The 20,807-nt window shown below is 62.0% G+C and carries 16 protein-coding genes and 2 pseudogenes; 8 read left to right on the top strand and 10 right to left on the bottom strand.

The features are described from left to right. Positions 1–19: 19 nt before the first annotated feature. On the bottom strand, positions 20–1,273 hold the full coding sequence (xseA, locus tag L8U58_RS01000) for an exodeoxyribonuclease VII large subunit (RefSeq protein ID WP_269954492.1): 1,254 nt from the start codon (positions 1,271–1,273) through the stop codon (positions 20–22). A 64-nt stretch (positions 1,274–1,337) separates the two neighbouring features. Here xseA and L8U58_RS00995 point away from each other — a divergent pair, with 64 nt between their 5' ends. Then, on the top strand, positions 1,338–2,375 hold the full coding sequence (locus tag L8U58_RS00995; RefSeq protein ID WP_269954491.1) for a 4-hydroxy-3-methylbut-2-enyl diphosphate reductase: 1,038 nt from the start codon (positions 1,338–1,340) through the stop codon (positions 2,373–2,375). Between the two features lie 79 nt (positions 2,376–2,454). Here the strand turns inward: L8U58_RS00995 and L8U58_RS00990 are convergent, their stop codons facing one another. The 4 genes from L8U58_RS00990 to L8U58_RS00975 form a co-directional block, all read right to left on the bottom strand. Beyond that, the gene (locus tag L8U58_RS00990; RefSeq protein ID WP_269954548.1) at positions 2,455–3,192 is read right to left on the bottom strand and encodes a DUF6542 domain-containing protein; all 738 of its coding nucleotides are present in this window, start codon (positions 3,190–3,192) and stop codon (positions 2,455–2,457) included. Between the two features lie 189 nt (positions 3,193–3,381). Continuing rightward, positions 3,382–5,202: an AI-2E family transporter gene (locus tag L8U58_RS00985; RefSeq protein ID WP_034978263.1), complete on the bottom strand. Its 1,821-nt coding sequence runs from the start codon at positions 5,200–5,202 to the stop codon at positions 3,382–3,384. A 61-nt stretch (positions 5,203–5,263) separates the two neighbouring features. Further along, positions 5,264–5,443: a methionine/alanine import NSS transporter subunit MetS gene (gene metS, locus L8U58_RS00980; protein WP_034970938.1), complete on the bottom strand. Its 180-nt coding sequence runs from the start codon at positions 5,441–5,443 to the stop codon at positions 5,264–5,266. Continuing rightward, positions 5,440–7,065, bottom strand: coding sequence for a sodium-dependent transporter (locus L8U58_RS00975; protein ID WP_034979342.1), 1,626 nt, complete (start codon positions 7,063–7,065; stop codon positions 5,440–5,442). Before L8U58_RS00975 ends, metS begins: the two co-directional genes overlap by 4 nt. Positions 7,066–7,401: 336 nt before the next feature. Here L8U58_RS00975 and ychF point away from each other — a divergent pair, with 336 nt between their 5' ends. Further along, a complete protein-coding gene (ychF, locus tag L8U58_RS00970; RefSeq protein WP_269954490.1) occupies positions 7,402–8,487 on the top strand; it encodes a redox-regulated ATPase YchF in 1,086 nt (361 codons plus the stop codon). A 275-nt stretch (positions 8,488–8,762) separates the two neighbouring features. Here the strand turns inward: ychF and L8U58_RS00965 are convergent, their stop codons facing one another. Together L8U58_RS00965 and cmtR are read right to left on the bottom strand one after the other, a co-directional pair. Next, on the bottom strand, positions 8,763–10,655 hold the full coding sequence (locus L8U58_RS00965; protein ID WP_269954489.1) for a heavy metal translocating P-type ATPase: 1,893 nt from the start codon (positions 10,653–10,655) through the stop codon (positions 8,763–8,765). Continuing rightward, positions 10,652–11,011 (bottom strand): Cd(II)/Pb(II)-sensing metalloregulatory transcriptional regulator CmtR, encoded by a 360-nt coding sequence (cmtR, locus tag L8U58_RS00960; protein ID WP_034973773.1) that lies wholly within the window; start codon positions 11,009–11,011, stop codon positions 10,652–10,654. Before cmtR ends, L8U58_RS00965 begins: the two co-directional genes overlap by 4 nt. A gap of 323 nt (positions 11,012–11,334) precedes the next feature. On the opposite strand from cmtR, the gene L8U58_RS00955 reads away from it, so the two are divergent. After that, on the top strand, positions 11,335–11,568 hold the full coding sequence (locus tag L8U58_RS00955; RefSeq protein ID WP_230580688.1) for a recombinase family protein: 234 nt from the start codon (positions 11,335–11,337) through the stop codon (positions 11,566–11,568). Positions 11,569–11,917: 349 nt separating this feature from the next. Continuing rightward, positions 11,918–12,772 (top strand): annotated as a pseudogene (gene erm / locus L8U58_RS00950) (23S ribosomal RNA methyltransferase Erm). Between the two features lie 102 nt (positions 12,773–12,874). Here the strand turns inward: erm and L8U58_RS10205 are convergent. The 3 genes and pseudogenes from L8U58_RS10205 to L8U58_RS00940 all read right to left on the bottom strand — a co-directional run bounded on the left by L8U58_RS10205 (position 12,875) and on the right by L8U58_RS00940 (position 15,768). Continuing rightward, a complete protein-coding gene (locus L8U58_RS10205) occupies positions 12,875–13,249 on the bottom strand; it encodes a type IIL restriction-modification enzyme MmeI (RefSeq protein ID WP_332253768.1) in 375 nt (124 codons plus the stop codon). 397 nt (positions 13,250–13,646) lie between these two features. Beyond that, positions 13,647–15,121 (bottom strand): annotated as a pseudogene (locus tag L8U58_RS00945) (multicopper oxidase family protein). A gap of 71 nt (positions 15,122–15,192) precedes the next feature. Continuing rightward, positions 15,193–15,768 (bottom strand): CueP family metal-binding protein, encoded by a 576-nt coding sequence (locus L8U58_RS00940; protein WP_034979744.1) that lies wholly within the window; start codon positions 15,766–15,768, stop codon positions 15,193–15,195. Positions 15,769–16,171: 403 nt separating this feature from the next. Between L8U58_RS00940 and L8U58_RS00935 the strand changes: the two genes are divergently transcribed. The 4 genes from L8U58_RS00935 (at position 16,172) to L8U58_RS00920 (ending at position 20,731) form a co-directional block, all read left to right on the top strand. Continuing rightward, complete coding sequence (locus L8U58_RS00935) at positions 16,172–16,894, top strand: response regulator transcription factor (RefSeq protein ID WP_155269925.1); 723 nt, start codon at positions 16,172–16,174, stop codon at positions 16,892–16,894. After that, positions 16,891–18,018 carry a sensor histidine kinase gene (locus L8U58_RS00930; protein ID WP_034978281.1) on the top strand — a complete coding sequence of 376 codons (1,128 nt, stop codon included), beginning with the start codon at positions 16,891–16,893 and terminating at the stop codon, positions 18,016–18,018. The genes L8U58_RS00935 and L8U58_RS00930 overlap by 4 nt, the downstream gene beginning before the upstream one ends. A gap of 139 nt (positions 18,019–18,157) precedes the next feature. Beyond that, positions 18,158–18,484 carry a heavy-metal-associated domain-containing protein gene (locus L8U58_RS00925; protein ID WP_034973767.1) on the top strand — a complete coding sequence of 109 codons (327 nt, stop codon included), beginning with the start codon at positions 18,158–18,160 and terminating at the stop codon, positions 18,482–18,484. Between the two features lie 51 nt (positions 18,485–18,535). Then, the gene (locus L8U58_RS00920) at positions 18,536–20,731 is read left to right on the top strand and encodes a copper-translocating P-type ATPase (RefSeq protein ID WP_051873973.1); all 2,196 of its coding nucleotides are present in this window, start codon (positions 18,536–18,538) and stop codon (positions 20,729–20,731) included. The last annotated feature ends 76 nt before the right edge of the window (positions 20,732–20,807 follow it).

The raw sequence follows: 20,807 nt of genomic DNA, 5'->3' as shown, positions 1-20,807 counted from the left end.
GTTGTTGTCTGTGCCGTTTTTATTCATGACGCCCCCCAGGCGCAGCCTGCACACCCATCGCCGCGGCCGTGATGGACCCGTCGGGGACACGGATCCGCAGCTGCGAACCGGGATTGACTTGATCCACGGTTGTCACCACCTGCGCCCCGGACTTATCCCGCGGAATTACCTGCACGATAGAGTATCCGCGGGCGAGCGTCTGCGAAGGCCCCAGGGCGTTGACCTGAGCTTTCAGGGATTCAATGGAGGAGCGCAGCGAGCGCACGTGAACCCCTAGTGCACGATCCTTGCGCTGCAATGCCTCCGCAATGATGTCTTTCTGGTGCGTGACCGGCAGACTCGGATCAGCCATGACGGGGCGGGTGCGGAGCTGAGCGAGCCCTTTGCGCTCGTGAGCCACCCAGTTGCGCAGCGCGCCGGCACTTCGCTGGCGAGCCTCGCTGACTATCCGCAGCTCTTGCACGACATCCGGCACCACCGTCTTCGCCGCGTCGGTGGGGGTGGCTGCGCGCACATCGGCCACGTAATCCAGCAGCGGATTGTCCGGCTCGTGGCCGATAGCGGAGACCACAGGTGTGCGCATGCGGGAGACCTCGCGCACCAGAGATTCCTCGGAGAACGGCAGTAGGTCCTCCACCGAACCGCCACCACGGGCAACGATGATGACGTCCACCGTGGGGTCATTCTCCAACTCCTGCAACGCGGCAACCACTTGTGGCACGGTTTTCGGCCCCTGCACTGCCGTGTTGATGGTGCGGAAGCGCACCGCGGGCCAGCGCCGCTTGGCAACCTCCATGACGTCGCGCTCCGCCGCCGATGCGCGCCCCGTAATCAGCCCGACGGTAGTCGGAAGGAACGGCAGCGGGGTTTTCAGCCGTGGATCGAAGATGCCCTCGGCGAACATTGCCTTTTTCAGCTGCTCAATCTGGGCCAGCAGCTGCCCGATGCCCACCTGGCGAATCTCGGTGACCCACAGGGAAAAGCTGCCCCGCTTGGAATAGAACGACGGCTTGCCGTGGACAACGATCCGATCGCCGTCCTTGACCGGGGAGGGCAGGTTCGTGAGCGCACTGGTTTCCACTGTCAGGGAGACCGACGCCTCAATGTTCACATCCCGCAGCGTGATGTAGGAAAACCGCCAGGAACTTTTCATATTGACCTGGGTGACCTGACCTTCGACCCAAATGAACCCCAGTTTCTGGATCCAGTTTTTAACCTGGTCGTTCAGCTGCCCGACCGCCCAAGGGGCCTCTGCAGAATTAGCAACGCTCATAGTTCTGCATTCTAAAAGACGGCTCGGACACCGGGGATGGGAAGTGCAAGGTACTTCCATTACGATGGGGCACATGACTGCCTCTACTACTGAGACAACCGTTCAGCCAGCCACCGACGCACATTCCGGTGCTGATGCCACCGCAATCGCCAGCGCAGCAAAAAAGGTCTACCTTGCTGCTCCGCGTGGTTATTGCGCGGGTGTCGACCGCGCCGTCGAAACGGTCGAGAAGGCTCTGGAGAAGCACGGTGCGCCGCTGTACGTGCGCAAGGAGATCGTGCACAACAAGCACGTGGTGAAGACTTTCGAGGATCGCGGTGTGATCTTCGTCGACGAGACCACGGAGATCCCTCACGGTTCCAACGTTGTGTTCTCTGCTCACGGTGTATCGCCCGCTGTGCACGAGGAAGCTCGCCAACTGGAGCTGAAGACTTTCGACGCCACGTGTCCGCTGGTCACCAAGGTTCACCACGAGGTGAAGCGTTTCGCCAAGCAGGGGTACCAGATCGTTTTGATCGGCCACCACGGCCACGAAGAGGTCGAGGGCACCGCCGGCGAAGCTCCGGATATTGTCCACCTGGTCGATGGCGAGGCAGATGTTAACGCGCTGGAGTTCCCAGAGGACACGAAGCTTGTCTGGCTATCCCAGACCACGCTGAGCGTTGATGAGACGATGTCGACCGTCAAGCTGCTGCGCGAGAAGTTCCCCCACATCCAGGATCCGCCGTCTGACGATATTTGCTACGCCACCCAGAATCGCCAGGTAGCGGTGAAGGCGATTGCGCCGAAGGTGGAGCAGATGATCGTGGTGGGTTCCCAGAACTCCTCTAATTCCAAGCGGTTGGTTGAGGTTGCTTTGCAGCACGGTGCGCAGGACGCTCACCTGGTTGATTATGCAGAGCAGGTTGACCCGGCCTGGCTCGAGGGCGTGACTAGCGTCGGGGTGACCTCGGGCGCTTCCGTGCCGGAGATCCTCGTCCGCGGTGTTCTGGAGCTACTGGCGGAAAAGGGATTCGGTGAGGTCGAGGAAGTCACCACGGCGACGGAAGACCTGATCTTCTCCCTGCCGCGCGAGCTGCGCCCGGCGCGCACGCAGAAATAACCGCACGCAGAAATAACGCAGAAATACATCCCAAAAAGCTGCATTAAAACTGCAGTAAGCAGCGCGGCGGGATGTTTCGCTAGTCCCGCTCGTCGTCGAGGAAGTGCCTGGGGGATACCCGACGCTCAGGGAAAGGCACGCGGCGCCGCTGCGCACTGTTGCGAAGCTGCTCGGAGCTTCGCGTCACGGGGCTTCGAGATTCAGTGCTCCGAGGCTCAGTGCTCCGAGGCTCAGTGCGGCGAGTGTCAGCGCCACGGCTTTCACTATGGCGCGCCGTATCGCCACGCGACTCAGAAGCACGGCTTGTTGAACCGCGGGACGGTTCACCGCGGTAGGCGTCAGTATCATCGCGAGAATCCCTGTACACCTGGCTGCGCGCCTGCGAACGCTGCTTCGCACGACCATAAGCCTCCACGTTGCTGCGGTCGGATTCGCTACGGCGGCGGCGCTGCATTTCTAGCCGCGCGGCCTGGCGCGTGAGGGATTCGCGGTAGTTCCACCAGCGGAACACAGCAATGATCACCGCAATGAGGAAGGGGAACAGCAGCCACAGAAAGTGCTCGATGGCGGGGTAGATCGAGGTAATGACCTTCGTTTTCCGGCTCGCTATCGTTGCGGCACCGGAGCTGAACCAGCCAATGAGCAGCGATCCAAACAGGAAGTACAGCGGGTAAGAAGCTACCGAAAGGAACAATCCGCGCGGCTCCACGAAGATCGTCGAGACAATCATCGCTACCGCGAACAGCGCAAAGAAACTGGTGGGGATAGTCGTATCGCCCTTCGCCAGAACCAGGCCGGTGAAAATCACCGCGAGCATGACAAGCACGGGCGCCCAGACGGGGAACCAATGGGATGGAGTTTCGCCGGAGATCAGATCGGCGCCCCCACGGCTCCCGCCGACACGTCGCGCGGAGCGACTATCGCCCCGCAGCGTGGCTCTGGTGCGGCTACTGCTTCTCGTTCGACTGCTTTCGGTCACGGGGTAATGCTACTTCGTTGCTGTGAGTTACTCGTTATTGCCACGGAAGGACTTGAGGATCGACTGCATCTTACCGCGGATGTTCGTCGCCGCTTCGCGGGGGAATGACGCCCCTTCGTCCCCGTCGGCAGTCTCTTCAGCGGGGGCGCTGGACGTGGCCTTGGTGGTGTTTTCTTTCGCTCCCTCGGCGGTGTGGCCCTCCGACTGAGAGTTGTTTAGCATCATGGCCTTGCGCAGTTCCTGCCAGCGCTGAGCTGCACGTTCCGACTGCTCGCCGGTCAGGGAACCGGCTGTGGTGGCGAATTCGATATCCCGCGACGTCTTTTCGCCAGTGGCCAGATCCGTTAGGTCGCCCATGTAGCGCAGGATAACGGCGATCATCGCTGCGCAAGGCACAGCAAGGAAGGCGCCGATGATGCCGAACAAAGTGGAACCCAGGGTGACGGATAGAAGGATGATGACCGGGTGGACGTTCATGGCGCGGGACTGCAGCACCGGCTGCAGAATATTGCCTTCCAGCTGCTGGACAGCGATGACCAGCAGCAGCGCCATGACGGCGGTGTTGAAGTCCACTGCCACCAGTGCGATCAAGACGGACAGGGCGCCCGCGACGAACGCGCCGACCATGGGGATGAATCCGCCGAAGAAGGTCAGGATGGCCAGAGGGCCGGCCAGGGGCACGTTTAGCAGTACCAGGCCAAGGCCGATGAAGACGGCATCGATGGCGGAGACGATGGCCTGGGTGCGGATGAAGCCGCCCAGGGTGTTCCAGCAGCGGGTCAGAACCTCAGTGAGGTGCCAGCCGACACGGCGACCGGTGACGCGGCGCAGCATCGGCAGGAAGTTCTCGCCGTCCTTCAGGAAGAAGAAGGTCAGCACCAACATGACGAACATGGTGACCAGCAGGGAAGCGGTCTCAGTACCGAAGGCAGCGATGCTTGTCGCAATATCGCCGGACTTATTCTGCAGCCAATCGGTGATCTGCTGAACTCCGTCGTTGAACTGGCTTTCCTGCAGGTTCACAGGTGGGCCCTGCAGCCAGTCCTGGATACGGCCGATACCGTCGCTGGCCTGGTTGACGATCGTCTTGCCCTGATCCACGGCGCTCGGCGCGATAGCGGCAAAGGTGCCGATGATGAGGGCGAAGAAGCCCAAAATTGTGATGAGCACTGCCAGGCTGTTGGGAACCTTTGCCTTGCGGAGCAGGCGAACGACCGGCCACAGAACGGTACACACAATCACCGACAGGCAGACCGGCAGGATGCCCGCCCACAGCTTGCCGAACACCTGGAATCCCAGGTAGAGCGCGGCGGCAATGATGATGAAGCGCAGGCACCAGCCCGCAAGCCAGCGACCTGTGGTGCCAATAACCTCGGCGCGGTCACGCAACTCGGGGTTCAGTTCCTCGTCGATGGCCGACTTTTTGGAGGATTTATTGGCCTTCTTCTTGGCCTTCGCCGCGCGAGAACTCAGACCCGGGTAATCGTCGGTTTCAGCCTCGCCGTTCGGTTCGTGATCCTTTGCGAGGGGCTTTTCCATGCCGGTCGTTGCGCGGGCGCTGTTGCGATTCTGGACGAAAGAATCGCCCTTTTCCTCCACAGTAGGTGCGGTCTCTGCCCGCTTGGCTTCGACCAGCTTGGCTTCGGGAGAATCGGGGCTGACCGTCGGATGCCTGGCAGCTTCGGGTTCGTTGGCGAACTGGCCATGACCTAGTCGCTCTTCATCTTTATCGTCACCCGGGATAGGGATGTTTTCGGTATCCATACGGTGGGAACCCGCGATAAAGTCTGCGAAATCACGGCCATCCTTGTCAGGAAAGGACCTGTCGTGGGGGTTCTGGGAGTTCATTCTCCCCATTCTGCCTCACGCAGGTCCAAAACGGGAGTTAATTATGCCCTCCCGGGGCATGTTATCGGGCGATGGTGGACGCGCTTTCCGCCAATAGCGATTCGTTGTCCGTGCCGGGTGCAGAACCCAACTCGCCAGTGGTGTTGTCATCAGTCTTAGCGAGCATGAGGACCGCGGCTACAAGCCCGCCCCAGATCACAAGAATGAACAAAGCCATCAGGAGGATAGCGGGGCCGGTCATGACAGTTCCTTTCCTTCGTCAGCGGTGGGGGCTGAGGTGGGCGTCGATAAAGGGTTTGGCACACCACTCGGGCGGCCCTTCGGAGGTACGCCGTAGTCCGAGCTCGGCAGACCATCGAGGATCTGGTTACCGCGGAAGGGCAGGAGGCTCCACAGAACTGCGCCGACACCGATGATGATCAGCACCAACCAGCCGAAGGCGAAGATTGTTCCTGATTCATAGCCCTCGTAGCCTTCGCTGATGAGGGTGCGGACTTCCTCGACCAGGAAGTAGAGCAGCACCGCAGGGGTGATTGCGAACACGCAAGCCTGCCAGACGATACCCAGACGCAGCTCCGATACGGCGTTGATGTGCTGCGCGATCTCGTTGCGGCGCCCCTGGATCCAGCCAATGGTCAGCACCGCGGCGATCGCACAGATAACGATGCCCAGGTTGTTGGTGAACTTATCCATGATGTCCAGGGTGATCATTCCGGACGTGGTGGAAAAGAGCAGGCAGGACACGACAGCCATGAGGCCGCCGACGCTGATGGAGGCAACCTCGCGAGAAAGGTTCAACTTATCGCGTACCGCAGAGATCACAACCTCCATGATGGAGATCAGAGAGGTGATACCTGCCAGGAACAAGGAGCCGAAGAAGAGCACACCGAACAGGGACCCCATCGGCATTTCGTTGATGATTGTCGGGAAAGCGATGAAGGCCAAGCCAATGCCGCCGGAGACCGATTCCTCGACAGAGGTTCCAGACTGGGCAGCCATGAAGCCCAAGGTGGCGAACACGCCGATGCCGGCCAGCACCTCGAAAGAAGAGTTAGCGAAGGCAGTAACCATACCCGTGCCGGTCAGGTTGGTGCGTGGCTTCAGGTAGGAGGCGTAGGTGATCATGATGCCGAAGCCGATGGACAGGGAGAAGAAGATCTGGCCATAAGCGGCGATCCACACCGAGGTATCGGTCAAAACGCTCCAGTCCGGAGTGAAGAACGCGTTGAGACCATCCGCGGAGCCTTCGAGGAACAGTGCGCGCACTACCATCACTAGGAACAACACGATGAGTACAGGGACGAAGAACATCGTGATTCGCCCGATGCCTTCGTTAATGCCGCGGGCGAGGATGAAGATGCATGCCACCCACACGGCGATCATGACCAGCAGAATCGGGAGGACGACGTCGCCGGTCCAGGCGGAGGAGGAATCAACCTTGAGGAACTCCTCCAGGAAATATGTTTCCGCGTTGTCGCCCCAGGTCTTGGGGATGGAGTTCCAGGTGTAGATGCCGGCCCAGGCGATGATGGCGGCGTAATACACCGCGATGAAGAAGTTGACGCCAACCTTGAGCCAGCCGATAGACTCAGCAAACTTGCCAGTGCGGCGGAAGGTTAGGGGAGTGGAGCCACGGAAGCGGTGCCCCATAGCTAGGTCGAACCAGAGCAGCGGAATACCCGCGCTGAGAAGAGCGACCATGTAGGGAATCAGGAAGGCGCCGCCACCGTTATCGTATGCGGCGTAGGGGAAACGCCAAATATTGCCCAAGCCGACCGCAGAACCGATCGCGGCCATCAGGAATACAAGGCGGGTATTGAAAGTTTCCCGTCTCTGACGGGGATTAGCTTCGGAGGTAGTCATAAGAGGTGCATCTTTCTCGCAGGCAACCCGCGGGCAGCTCAAGAGGGCGAAGGAGATGGGGTTTCAAGGCTTCGGGGGTGGTGAAACCTCAAGGTTTTCTAAGGTGCAATCACTATACGACTCAGCGGGGGTGCTAATAGTGGGTTTTCACAATTTTTCGTTCAGATTTACTACCCGGAGTGGGGGAAATGGGTAGGGGGCTGGGCGGGAGTGCTGGAATGGGCGGCGGTGGGCAGCGGTGGGCGTCCATAAAAAGATCAATAAAAAGGCATAAATAGAGCAACAACGATAAGGGCGCGTTGGAGGGCGCGACGGCCGGGCGATAGGATGGGGCACGTGACTCTTACTCTTGGAATCGTCGGCCTGCCCAACGTGGGCAAGTCCACGCTGTTTAACGCCCTGACCCGCAACGATGTTCTGGCTGCGAACTACCCGTTCGCGACCATCGAGCCCAACGTGGGGCTGGTGGAGCTGCCGGACCCACGCCTGACGCGACTGGCCGAGATCTTTGAATCCGAGCGCATCCTGCCTGCGACTGTCTCCTTCGTGGACATTGCCGGCATCGTGAAGGGCGCCTCCGACGGCGAGGGTATGGGTAATGCCTTCCTGGCGAATATCCGTGAGGCGGACGCGATCTGCCAGGTGGTGCGTGCGTTCTCCGACGACAACGTGATCCACGTTGACGGTCGAGTGGACCCCGCCAGCGACATTTCCGTCATTGAGACGGAGCTGATCCTGGCCGACCTGCAGACGGTGGAGAAGGCTCTGCCGCGCCTGGAGAAGGAAGCGCGCAAGAACAAGGAGCTGGCCGAGCAGGTCGAGGGGGCTAAGAAGGCTCAGGCGATCCTGGAGGATAGCCGCACGCTGTCGAGCGCCGCGGCGCAGGGGGAGATCGACCTGGCGACCGTACGCGACCTGCACTTCCTGACGGCCAAGCCGTTCCTGTACGTGTTTAACTCCGATGAGTCTGTGCTGACCGATGACGCCAAGAAGGCGGAGCTGCGCGAGCTGGTGGCTCCGGCGGACTGTGTGTTCCTGGACGCCGCGACGGAGGCGGACCTGCTGGAGCTGGACGACGAGGAAGCGGCTGAGCTGCTGGAATCTGTCGGCCAGACCGAGCCGGGGCTGCAGACGCTGGCGAAGGCTGGGTTCGCAACGCTGGGCCTGCAGACCTACCTGACCGCCGGGCCGAAGGAGGCTCGTGCGTGGACGATCCACCAGGGTGATACCGCCCCGCAGGCGGCCGGCGTGATCCACACGGACTTCGAGAAGGGCTTCATTAAGGCCGAGATCGTGGCCTTTGAGGACCTGGACGAGCTCGGTTCCATGGCGGAGGCTCGCGCCCACGGCAAGGTGCGCCAGGAGGGTAAGGACTATGTGATGGTCGACGGCGACGTGGTTGAATTCAAATTTAATGTGTAACGCGGAGCGTTAATGACGTTTCGCGTTTTTGGGGGGGGGGGAGGTTGAAGAGCGCTGTCTCTAACTCCGGTTTTCGTTCGGCCTCGGTCCATTCCGCTACCTCGTGTGAAGAATCTGCAAGTGGTATCGGGCCGTTGAACTATTAGGTTCACCCACAGTTTCCGTGCCTGCACGCATCGAGAAGGACCAGGTGGTGAACTCGAATGACTCGCCTGGTCCAACGTGTGTGTGCTCGGCGCGTGGTTTAACCCTTATAAGACTTGCCGGTCACAGCCTCAGCGTTTCGCTCGTGCAGCCCGCAGGCCGTTCAAGATCACGATGACTTCGGCGACTTCGTGTACCAACACGACGGCGGCCAGGCCCAGCACACCACTGATCGCCAGTGGCATCAACACGATGATGATGGCCAGAGACAGCACGATGTTTTGGTTGATGATCCTGCTGCCTCGGCGGGCGTGCTGCAGCGCCTGCGGGATCAGTCGGAGGTCGTGGCCGGTGAAGGCTACGTCAGCGGACTCGATTGCGGCGTCAGAGCCGGTCGCTCCCATCGCTATGCCCACCGTCGCGCCCGCCAGCGCAGGAGCGTCGTTGATGCCGTCGCCAATCATCGCCGTCGGCGTCTTGGAGGAGAGTTCGGCGACGATGCTTGCCTTGTCCTCCGGGCGAAGCTCGGCGCGCACGTCGTCGATTCCGGCGATTTCAGCCAGCGCCCGGGCGGTGCGAGTGTTGTCGCCGGTGAGCATGCTCACTTCCACGTCGTTGGCGTGCAGGGTCTGCACGGCTTCGGGCACCTCGGGCCGCAGCTCGTCGCGGACCCCGATCGCCCCAGAGAGGGCGTCATCGACGGTGACAAGGACGCAGGTCTGGCCCTCGGACTCCATGCGCTCAACGTCTGCCTTTAGTGGCCCGGCGTCGATCCACCGGGGGCTGCCCACCAGCACCCGTCGACCTTCGACAGTGCCGCCGATGCCATGTCCGGCTTCCTCGCTGATATCCAAGGCGGTGGGCGCTTCGGGCTCCGCTGCCACGATCGCCGCGGCGAGGGGGTGCGTCGATTGCTGCTCAACTGCCGCCGCGAAGGCAAGCACCTGCGCCGGATCGAATCCGTCTGCCGGGACCACTCCGGTAACCTCGGGCTGGTTGCGGGTAAGGGTTCCGGTCTTGTCCACCGCTAGGTGACGGATGCCGCCGAGTCGCTCGAACGCCGCGCCGGACTTGATGACCACGCCGAACTGGCTGGCCGCGCCGATCGCGGCCACGACCGTCAGCGGCACGGAGATTGCCAGCGCGCACGGCGACGCCGCGACCAGGACCACTAGCGCACGGGTGATCCACGTCTCGGGGTTGCCCAGCAGCGAGCCGATCACGCCGACCAGCACCGCCAGGATCATCACTCCGGGCACGAGGGGTTGGGCAATCCGGTCGGCGATCCGGGCGCGGTCACCCTTCTCCGCCTGCGCCTGCTCGACGAGGTCGACGAGTGTGGTCAGCGAGTTGTCCGTTCCAGCTGCGGTCGTCTCGACCTCCAGCACGCCAGCGGAGTTGATTGCTCCCGCGGGCACCTCGTCGCCGGGCGCTACCTCCTCCGGAATGGATTCTCCGGTGATCGCTGAGGTGTCAAGGCTGGAGCGCCCGGACCGAATGATGCCATCCGTGGCGATCCGCTCTCCGGGGCGCACGAGCATCAGCTCGCCAGCCACGAGGTCCTTCGCGGCGACCTCGACCGCCGTGCCGTCGCGCAGCACCGTCGCGGTTTGCGGTACCAGCTTCAAGAGTGCCCGCAGTCCGCCCTGGGCCCGGTCCATCGCCTTGTCTTCCAGTGCCTCGGCGATCGAGTACAGGAACGCTAACGCCGCGGCCTCCCCGACGTAACCGAGGATCACCGCGCCGACCGCGCTGATCGTCATCAGCAAACCAATGCCGAGCTTGCGCTTCGTGGCAAGGTTCCGGATAGCGCCGGGCGCGAACGTATACGCCCCTAGCAGCAGGCCGACCCAGAACAGTACTGTCGCGGGTGTCTCTAGCCCGGACCAGCCCAGTGCCAATCCTATGCAGAGGGCTACGCCGGAGAAGATCGGCAGTAGCAACTCGGGGTCCTTCCACCATGGCCGATCGAGATCTTCGATCTCCGTGGCTGGTTCGTGTTCGCATCCACATGCTGAACTCATGCGTCCGCTCCTTTTCCGTCGCAGCCGGGCACCGAGCACTCAGGGTCGATGCACGGGGCGTTTTCGTCGACAGCCAACGTCGCGTTCACTAGCGCGTTGAGCGCTGTCGCGAGGTGCGGATCGGCGATTTCGTAGCGTGTCTTGCGGCCCTCCGGCTCGGCGACGACGATGCCGCAGTCACGCAAGCAGGTCAGGTGGTTCGAGACGTTCGAGCGGGTCAGGTCCAGGTCGCGCGAAAGCACGGCCGGGTAGCTCGGGCCGTCGAGTAGTGTCATCAGGATTCTGGAGCGCGTCGGATCCGCCATGGCCCGGCCGAGCCGGTTCATGACGTCGAGGCGTGAAACAATGGTCAGCATGTGCTGAACAATACATCGTGTGCTGAACTATTCAAAATGCGCTGAACTGACAGTTACGCGAAGGTCCTGCGACCTGCAAGAATTAGTCGATGGGATAGCAGATGACTGATCCTTTGTGGTTCGGCTGCCACCCAACGCGGGAGCGACGTGGGCGGCGAGGTTCTCGAGAAAGTAACTTTGCAACTACATACCGTCGAGTTTAAGTTCAATGTGTAGCTAAGGGCCTTATTAATAGCGTTTGACAACACGCGCTCCTATTTACCTTCGTATCTCACGAGACGCTGACGTGGATGGCCTCACCATCGACCGGCAGCGTCAGGACTGTGAAGCCATTGCAAAGCAGCGTGGCTTGCACGTTGGACATAGGACATAACTACGTCGATCAGTCCATTTCCGCGTCAAAGAAGAATGTGGCTCGCCCCGACTACGACGCCATGGTGGCGTCCTTTGAACGCGGCGAAATCGACGCGATCATCTGCTGGGACCTCGAACTACCCGCCCCACGTCGGTGGATAGTCCGATCGGTCGGACAAAATTACTCCCGCACCACAGCGTAATCAGGGGTGCACCTTAAAAACATCCGGAGGTGGGGGTAACTCCCCCTCGTTGCCCAGAGACAAAATACGCCAGTGGCGTCTGTACGACGAGCCGAAAGTAGGACAAATTCCAATCCAGAGAGGTCTTGCACTGTTGCGGTGCGGTTGTCTTCTTTCTCACCGTATTGGACCCTGCGAAATTAATTGGATACGATAGGCCCATGTTGATTTCAGGTTCCGTTTTCATGCGGCCGCTCACCAGCCGCTAAGGCGGTTTTCTCCCTCCCGCAGGTTAGAAACCGCTCCGGTCCTTTAGCCGGGCGGCCATTTGCCATGCCCGGCTTCGTTTCAACTCCACGGAGCACACCTGATGTCTACATACGGATACGGCCGTCACGAACATGGCCAAAATTTTCTCACAGACCACAAGATCATCAACTCCATCGTCGATCTTGTAAAACAATCCTCTGGCCCCATCATTGAGATCGGGCCAGGAAGCGGTGCCCTCACTCACCCGCTATCCCGCTTGGGGAGGCCAATAACGGCAGTTGAGGTAGACGCAAAACTAGCTGCCAAACTCACAAAAAAGACCGCCTCGGCGTCGGTCGAAGTGGTCCATGATGATTTCCTTAACTTCCCGTTACCCGCCACTCCCTGCGTCATTGTGGGAAACATTCCCTTTCACCTCACTACTGCCATTCTTCGAAAGTTGTTGCATGCGCCGGCATGGACTGACGCTGTACTCCTCATGCAGTGGGAAGTCGCTCGCCGCCGGGCCGGGGTAGGCGCAAGCACAATGATGACGGCTCAGTGGTCCCCATGGTTCACATTTCACCTTGGTTCCCGAGTACCAAGGTCTGCTTTCCGGCCACAGCCAAACGTTGACGGGGGGATCTTAGTGATCCGCCGGGTGGGTGACCCGAAGATCCCGATAGAGCAGCGCAAAGCCTTTCAGGCGATGGTGCACACCGTTTTCACCGCCCGGGGACGCGGGATAGGGGAAATTCTCCGAAGGGCAGGGTTGTTTTCATCACGTTCAGAGACACAATCATGGTTGCGCTCGCGAGGAATCGACCCCGCAACCCTACCTCCCAGATTGCGCACCAGCGACTGGATCGATCTCTTCTAGGTGACTGGTTTCTCTCCACCGCGCCATCGGCCCATTTCACAATCGGGAAGTAGTCAACGCCCTCCTCAACGGAAAAAACGAGGCCGGCGGCGGTAATCCCCCCACCACCAAAACCGAAATCCACCAGTAGTAGTGAACGACCCATGCTCGTCTACCGTGAGCCGCGTTATGACAGTGACGTGTTCTCGTCGGGCACAGTCATAGTTCCCGGCGTTGCCAGCGACAGGGTTCTACACCCGGCAGCGGGCCGATCAAAATCACCCGCACGGGGAACGACCCTGCTGGTGGTTTCGATTTTGATGAAAGCGAGGAGACATAGCCCCTCGCCAACTCCCCGTAGCTGGCGAACAGTAGCTCCTGGCGGTGGCGCTCGTTGGTGAGTTTGCGTGCCGCACCGAAAGCCTTATCGACTTCCTGGTCCAAGTTGTTGTGAGCCTTGAGCAGAATTGGGTCCATCGATAACGGGTTGTAGTGCTCCGCGAGTGACCGCCGGGGGTGCCGCTCGCGTGCCCGCAGCACCAACTGTCCAGCGTCGATGATTCGCTGCTGCGCCTTCTCATCTAGTTCACACAGAGCTGGTCCGCAGTTGTAGCTCCCGATGTACTCCGAAAAACGGAAAAAATAAATAGCGGGGATACATCAACCTTCCACTTTCCATTCTTCCGGCTCAGAGTATTGAGGGGTCTGGGACCGGGTCCGTAAACCCTTTATGTTTTCCGCGCACAGCGGTTTTTAGCGACGCGCCCTATAGGTTTTCCGCAGAACCTATATGTGTTTCTGTGCACCCCATATGTTGTCTGTTTTAGCGGTATTTCGTTGTTAATTCCGCACGCGCGCATCAAATGGTTAGTTATCGCCGACACTCCGTGGAGTTCAAGTTCAACGTAACCTAAGGCGCGCTAGTGTTAGTCGTATAACAACACGTGCTGCCATTTACCTTCGCATCTCGCTCGATACCCTGCTGTGGGGGTTACTCGTAGCGAAGCGAGCTGAGCATCCCGGTTTCCATGTGATAGGCGTTATGGCAGTGAAATGCCCACTCACCGGGGTTGTCAGCGATCAGGTCGGCGATCATGGTTTCACCGTGGCGGAGAAGGACGGTGTCCTTGCGTAGTCCGCCGCTGCCGGGCAGCGCCCACGTGTGGCCGTGGATGTGCATGGGGTGGGGCATCATGGTCCTGTTGCGCATGACCATCCGCAGGCGCTGGCCCTCCTGCACGGTCGCGGAGGAGGATTGGCCGTCGGTGAGAATGCTCCATTCATACGGCATCATCTGCCCGCCCAGGTCGATGCTGACTTCTCGGTCTGGTGTGTCCTCGGGTAGGAGTGCACGGTCTGCTGGCTTCAGGGAGGACAGGAGCAGTCCGGTGGACGACAACTCGGGGAAGTCGACATCGGGGTGGGGGCCTGGCCGCCGGCGGTGCGGATGACGGCGAAGGCGCGGTCGTCCTTACCCACCGCCAAAGCCGTGAGCGGGAAGATGCCGTCGCCGAGGATGACCTCGACGTCGACACGCTCGCCCATCGACAGGTAGATCGATTCGGTCTCCCGGGGCTGGACGGGGAAGCCGTCGGTGTGGGTGACGGTCATGCGGTGACCACCGAGGGCCACCTTGAAGATGGTGTCACCGCCGGAGTTGATAAACCGCAGGCGGGCCTTGTCGCCCGGGCGAGCCTCGAAGGTCCGGTGAGCACGGGGGATACGTCCGTTGATGAGGTAGTGCGGATACATCACATCGCCGACATCCCCGCCCAGTACCCGGTCCGGGGTGCCGTGCATCATCTGGCCGTGACCTCCCATTCCCATACCCCCGTTATGGTCGCCCGAACCCATTCCGGTGAGCTTGTCGAGCTCATCGTCGGGAGTGCCCTGAATGCCATCGACCCAGTCGTCGAGCACGATGGTCCACTCAACGTCCTGGTCTTCAGCGTCTTGCGGGTCACGGATGATCAGTGGGGCGTGGAGGCCGCGATCAAGCTGCAGGCCGGTGTGGGAATGGTAGAAGTAGGTGCCACCGTGGGGGACTTCAAAAACATAGGAGAAAGACGCGCCAGGTTCAATGGGGTCCTGGGTCATGCCGGGCACACCGTCGGCTGCGTTGTGGAGTGCGATGCCATGCCAGTGGATGGAGGTGCTCTCAGGCAGTTCGTTAGTGATATCGACCTGGAGGACGTCGCCGGCAGTGGCCTCAATGGCCGCATCCCCGGTGTCAGAGACGTATCCCCACGTCTTGGCTTCGATGCCGCCGATATCCAGGGAGAGGGGCCGGGCGGTCAGTGTCCGGCGCACCGTCGGCTCACCGAGCGCAGTGGGGGTGGGGCGAAGGGAGGAACCTGGTGCCGAGGCAGCGGGTCCAGGGGCGCTGGTGCAGGCGGCCACGGCCCCGGTGCCGGCGAGGACGAGCCCGCCGAGCAGAAACTGTCGTCGGGAAAACGCGTTCGTCATGATTTAACCTTTCTTGGTGCAAGATTTCAGTGACACGGGAGACAGGCGCAGGTGAGGATCCTGCTGAGCCATCACGTCAGGCGCAGGTCTGTGACACAGGTGGCACCGTCGTCGGTGGTGGAAAACTCCGTGGTGCCGGTACGCCCCTGGTAGCTGACCTCAATCAGGCCGGTGACATCATCGGGAAGCCAGAAGCCGACAAACCCGTTGTCGAAGGTGGTTGTCGCCTCGTCCACCAGCACCTCACCGGTCGCCTCATCGGTGATCGTGACCTGGATATCCTCATTGTCGAGTTCCCCCTGGCAGGTCGTGAGGCTGTGGTAGAAGCAGTCGTGGGTGGAGGTGAGATAGGGTGCGATCGAGACATACGTCTGATTGTCGGGAAGATCAACCACGACTTCCTGGTCATCGCTCGAGAGCAGCAGTTCATCGTTACGCACTGAGGCGATCAGATCCGTGGGACGCTCAGTGACCTTCTGCCGGTCGAGGTGATCAATAATCTCCACCGCGTCCATGCCGGCCAGGCCATGGGTAGTCAGGAATGTGTCCTGGGACACCGTCCCATCGGCGGTGGGTTCCGGGTCGGCGGCCGAACACCCCGTGAGGGCGAGGGCAAGGGCGGCGGCTGCGATCGCTGCTCGTTTCACGTCAATCTCCTTGGATCGTGGCTGGGCCATGAGAAGACACCGCCTCAAGGTCGATGCCATACCTTTATCTAGCACGGGTGCCTGACGGACTAGAATTCAAAAACCCTGCTCACAGTCTTATAACAGGGCGAAAAGGGGGGTGAATTCGGTGGGCTGGGTCACCACCGGAACACCACCCACAGCCGTGGGCTATGGCCTTCTACCCGCCCCGGGTATGCGGTGCAGACAGTGAAATCCCTGGTGGCGCCTGCTGAACCGACCAGGGGAGGCGATGCCGCCGGCCCGGGGCGGGGCACAGGGGTGACGGCGGTCGAAGGGTGATGTTTGAAGATTTGATGAAGATTCCCCGCCGGGCACTGAGCGAGGATGGTATTCCCCCCTGACCGGAGCGATACTGGGGTCTATGGCTGACCACACACCGACCACCGCCACGCCCCCGGGGCGGGTGCTGGTCGTCGATGATGAACAACCCCTGGCTCAGATGGTGGCCTCCTACCTCATCCGGGCCGGCTTCGATACCCGCCAGGCGCACACCGGCACCCAGGCCGTGGACGAGTCCCGTCGCTTTTCCCCCGATGTCGTGGTGCTGGATCTGGGACTGCCCCAACTCGACGGCCTGGAGGTGTGCCGACGGATCCGCACCTTCTCGGACTGCTACATCCTCATGCTCACCGCGCGTGGCAGCGAGGACGACAAGATCAGCGGTTTGACCCTGGGGGCGGATGACTACATCACCAAACCTTTTAGCATCCGGGAACTGGTGACCCGGGTGCATGCGGTGCTGCGCCGTCCACGCACCAGCACCACCCCACCGCAGGTGACCACCCCCTTGATCGTTGGTGACCTCATCCTTGACCCCGTCGCCCATGAGGTACGGGTGGGGGAGACGACCGTGGAGCTCACCCGCACGGAGTTCGAGCTGCTGGTTGCCCTGGCCCTGCGCCCCGGCCAGGTGCTGACCCGCCACGACCTGGTCACCGAGGTCTGGGACACCACCTGGGTCGGTGATGAACGCATCGTCGATGTCCACATCGGCAACTTGCGTCGCAAGCTCGGCACCGACACCCAGGGCCGGGGGTTTATCGACACCGTGCGTGGCGTGGGCTACCGGGTGGGGCAGCCATGAATCACGGACCCGGCCTGACCTTCCGCTTCCTGGCCGCCCAGGTGTTGGTCGTGGTGATTAGCCTGCTGGTGGCCGCGGCCGTGGCCACGATGGTGGGCCCGACCCTGTTCCACGATCATATGTTGATGACCGGCCGGGAGGACCCTTCGCTGGAGCTGTTCCATGCCGAGCAGGCCTACCGGGGCGCCAACCTGATCACCCTGGCCGTCGCCCTACCCACCGCCTTGATCAGTGCCCTGCTGGCCAGCCTGTGGTTATCGCGTCGTCTGCGCACCCCCCTGCAGGATCTCACCCGCGCCGCTACCAGCCTAACGGCCGGCAACTCCCGTATCCGCGTGCCCGCCGGAAAAGCAGGCCCCGAGGTCACCACCCTGGCGCATGCCTTCAACACCATGGCCGACCGGCTGGAACACACCGAACAGGTCCGCCGCCAGATGCTCTCTGATCTGGCCCACGAAATGGGCACCCCCTTATCGGTGCTCACGGTCTACCTCGATGGTCTCCAGGACGGGGTCGTGGACTGGAATAATGCCACCCACACGATCATGGCTGACCAACTCACCCGCCTGACCCGGTTGATGGAAGACATCGACGATGTCTCCCGGGCCCAGGAACACCGGATCGATTTGGACCTGGCGGAGGAAGGGCTCGGGGATCTGCTCCATACCGCCGCTGCTGCCGCGGGGGAAGCTTATGCTGACAAAGGCGTCGATTTACAGGTCGAGACCATTACAGAAACCGCCCGGGTGCTCGTGGACCGGCAACGCTTCGGCCAGGTAATGAGCAATCTCCTGTCGAACGCGCTACGGCACACCCCGGCCGGCGGGCAGGTCCGGATTAGCGTCCACCGACAGGGGGCGTCCACCGCGCTCATCCACGTCGCCGATGACGGCGAGGGCATCCCACCTGACCAGCTCGGACACATCTTCGAACGCTTCTACCGGGGAGATGCCGCCCGCAGCCGGGACGCCGCCGGGGCCGGTATCGGTCTGACCATCTCCAAGGCATTGATCGAGGCCCACGGCGGCACTCTCACAGCCACCTCCCCCGGACCCGGTTGCGGAGCGGTGTTTGCCCTCCGCCTCCCGCTGTCCCCTCCCGACAGTGAGGAGGCTGCTCGGTGACCACACCCTGCCCCGCGTGAGGGCCGCGCCCTCCACCCTTGAAAATATACCCCCGGGGGGTATGCTGAAAATATACCCCCTGGGGGTATACGCTAGAGAGCGGCATCGCCGAACCCCACCGAACCGAAGGAGCTTTCCTATGATCACCTCCCCGCCCCGCCTCTTGCCGATGGACTCCCACGGCTGCAGCTGTTGCGGACCTGCCTCACGTGCCGACACCGCCTCCATCCCTGCCGCCAGCGACTCGTCAGCAGGAGGATCCTCCCCGAGCTACCAGGTCACCGGCCTGACCTGCGGGCACTGCGTGAAAAGCGTGACCCAGGCCCTTCAGGCCCTCCCCCAGGTCGACGACGTCCAGATTGATCTCGCTGCTGGTGGTGTTTCTACCGTCACGGTCACCGGTGTCGTACCTCCGGAGATGGTTCGCCGGGCCATCGAAGAGGCCGGCTACACCGTCTTATCCTGATCAGTTTTACCCATCATCTCGACCCCGACCGGGTTGAGCGAAAGGAACGTCATGAGCACTCCCCACCATTCCGGTGATCACCATGGTGATCACCCCGCTCCGGAAACAGACCACACCCACCACCCGCATCATGCCAGCCACGAACACCACGCAGATGCCGACACCCACGGCCAGGCGATGCCCCACGATCACCCGCACTCCGCCATGGACGACGACCACCACGTTCATAGTCACGGCGAACACGCCGGACACAGCACCGCAATGTTTCGGGAACGCTTCTGGTGGTCGCTGATTCTGTCCATTCCCGTCGTTATTTTCAGCCCCATGGTCGCCCAGCTGCTCGGCTACCATCTCCCGGCATTCCCCGGATCCACCTGGATCCCCCCGGTGCTGGGCACGATCATCTTCGTCTACGGCGGAACGCCTTTCCTCAAGGGCGGATGGAACGAACTGAAATCCCGCCAACCCGGGATGATGCTCCTGATCGCCATGGCCATCACCGTGGCGTTTGTCGCCTCCTGGGTCACCACTCTGGGGCTGGGCGGTTTTGACCTGGACTTCTGGTGGGAGCTGGCTCTGCTGGTGACCATCATGCTGCTGGGCCATTGGCTGGAGATGCGCGCTCTCGGGGCCGCGTCCTCCGCGCTTGACGCGCTGGCTGCCCTGCTGCCGGATGAGGCCGAGAAAGTCATCGACGGGACCACCCGCACCGTGGCCATCTCCGAGCTGGCCGTCGACGACGTCGTGCTGGTGAGGGCCGGTGCCCGGGTGCCGGCCGACGGAACCATCCTCGACGGAGCCGCCGAATTCGATGAGGCGATGATCACCGGCGAATCCCGTCCCGTCTTCCGCGACACCGGTGACAAGGTGGTCGCCGGTACTGTGGCCACCGACAACACCGTCCGCATCCGGGTGGAGGCTACCGGCGGGGACACCGCCCTGGCCGGGATCCAACGCTTGGTTGCCGACGCCCAGGAGTCCTCCTCCCGGGCCCAGGCCCTGGCGGATCGGGCGGCGGCGTTATTGTTCTGGTTCGCGCTGATCTCCGCTCTGATCACCGCGGTGGTGTGGACCATCATCGGCAGCCCGGACGATGCCGTGGCGCGCACGGTCACGGTACTGGTCATCGCCTGCCCGCACGCCCTGGGCCTGGCGATTCCGCTGGTTATTGCGATCTCCACCGAGCGGGCCGCGAAATCCGGAGTGCTCATCAAGGACCGGATGGCGCTCGAGCGGATGCGCACCATCGACGTGATGCTCTTCGACAAAACCGGCACCTTGACCGAGGGAGCGCACGCGGTCACCGGTGTCGCGGCAGCTGGCGGCGTCACCGAGGGCGAGCTGCTGGCCCTGGCCGCCGCCGCGGAGGCCGACAGCGAGCACCCCGTGGCCCGCGCCATCGTGGCGGCCGCGGCCGCCCATCCCGAGGCCTCCCGTCGGCAAATCCGTGCAACTGGTTTCAGCGCCGCTTCCGGCCGGGGGGTCCGGGCCACTGTCGATGGCGCTGAGATCCTCGTGGGCGGGCCGAACATGCTGCGCGAGTTCAACCTCACCACCCCGGCCGAGCTCACCGACACCACCAGCGCCTGGACCGGGCGTGGGGCCGGTGTGCTCCATATTGTCCGCGACGGTCAGATCATCGGTGCGGTGGCCGTCGAGGACAAGATCCGCCCCGAATCCCACGCCGCCGTGAAAGCCCTGCAGGACCGCGGGGTGAAAGTCGCGATGATCACCGGTGACGCGCAGCAGGTGGCCCAGGCGGTTGGCCAGGACCTGGGGATCGATGAGGTCTTCGCCGAGGTCCTGCCCCAGGACAAGGACACCAAGGTCACCCAGTTACAGGAGCGTGGCCTGAGCGTGGCCATGGTCGGCGACGGTGTCAACGACGCCCCCGCTCTGACCCGCGCGGAGGTCGGTATCGCCATCGGTGCCGGCACGGATGTGGCCATGGAATCTGCCGGGGTGGTCCTAGCCAGTGATGACCCGCGGGCAGTGCTGTCGATGATTGAGCTGTCCCAGGCCAGCTACCGCAAGATGATCCAGAACCTGGTCTGGTCCTCTGGCTACAACATCCTTGCCGTGCCGCTGGCCGCCGGAGTGCTCGCCTCGATCGGGTTCGTGCTGTCCCCGGCCGTGGGCGCGATCTTGATGTCTGCCTCGACCATCGTGGTGGCCCTGAACGCCCAGCTGTTGCGCCGGATTGATCTGGACCCGGCCCACCTGGCTCCCACCAGTCCGAAGGAGTAACACACCACGCCTATTCCGAAATCCACCGCCGTCCACTGATCCATCACTTCTCTCCACTGACCCCATATGACCCTGA

This window comes from Corynebacterium macclintockiae (genome assembly GCF_027570165.1).
In the GTDB taxonomy this organism is placed as follows: Bacteria; Actinomycetota; Actinomycetes; order Mycobacteriales; family Mycobacteriaceae; genus Corynebacterium; species Corynebacterium macclintockiae.
Note: the sequence above shows the minus strand (reverse complement) of the source record. Positions and strands in the feature narration are given on the sequence as shown.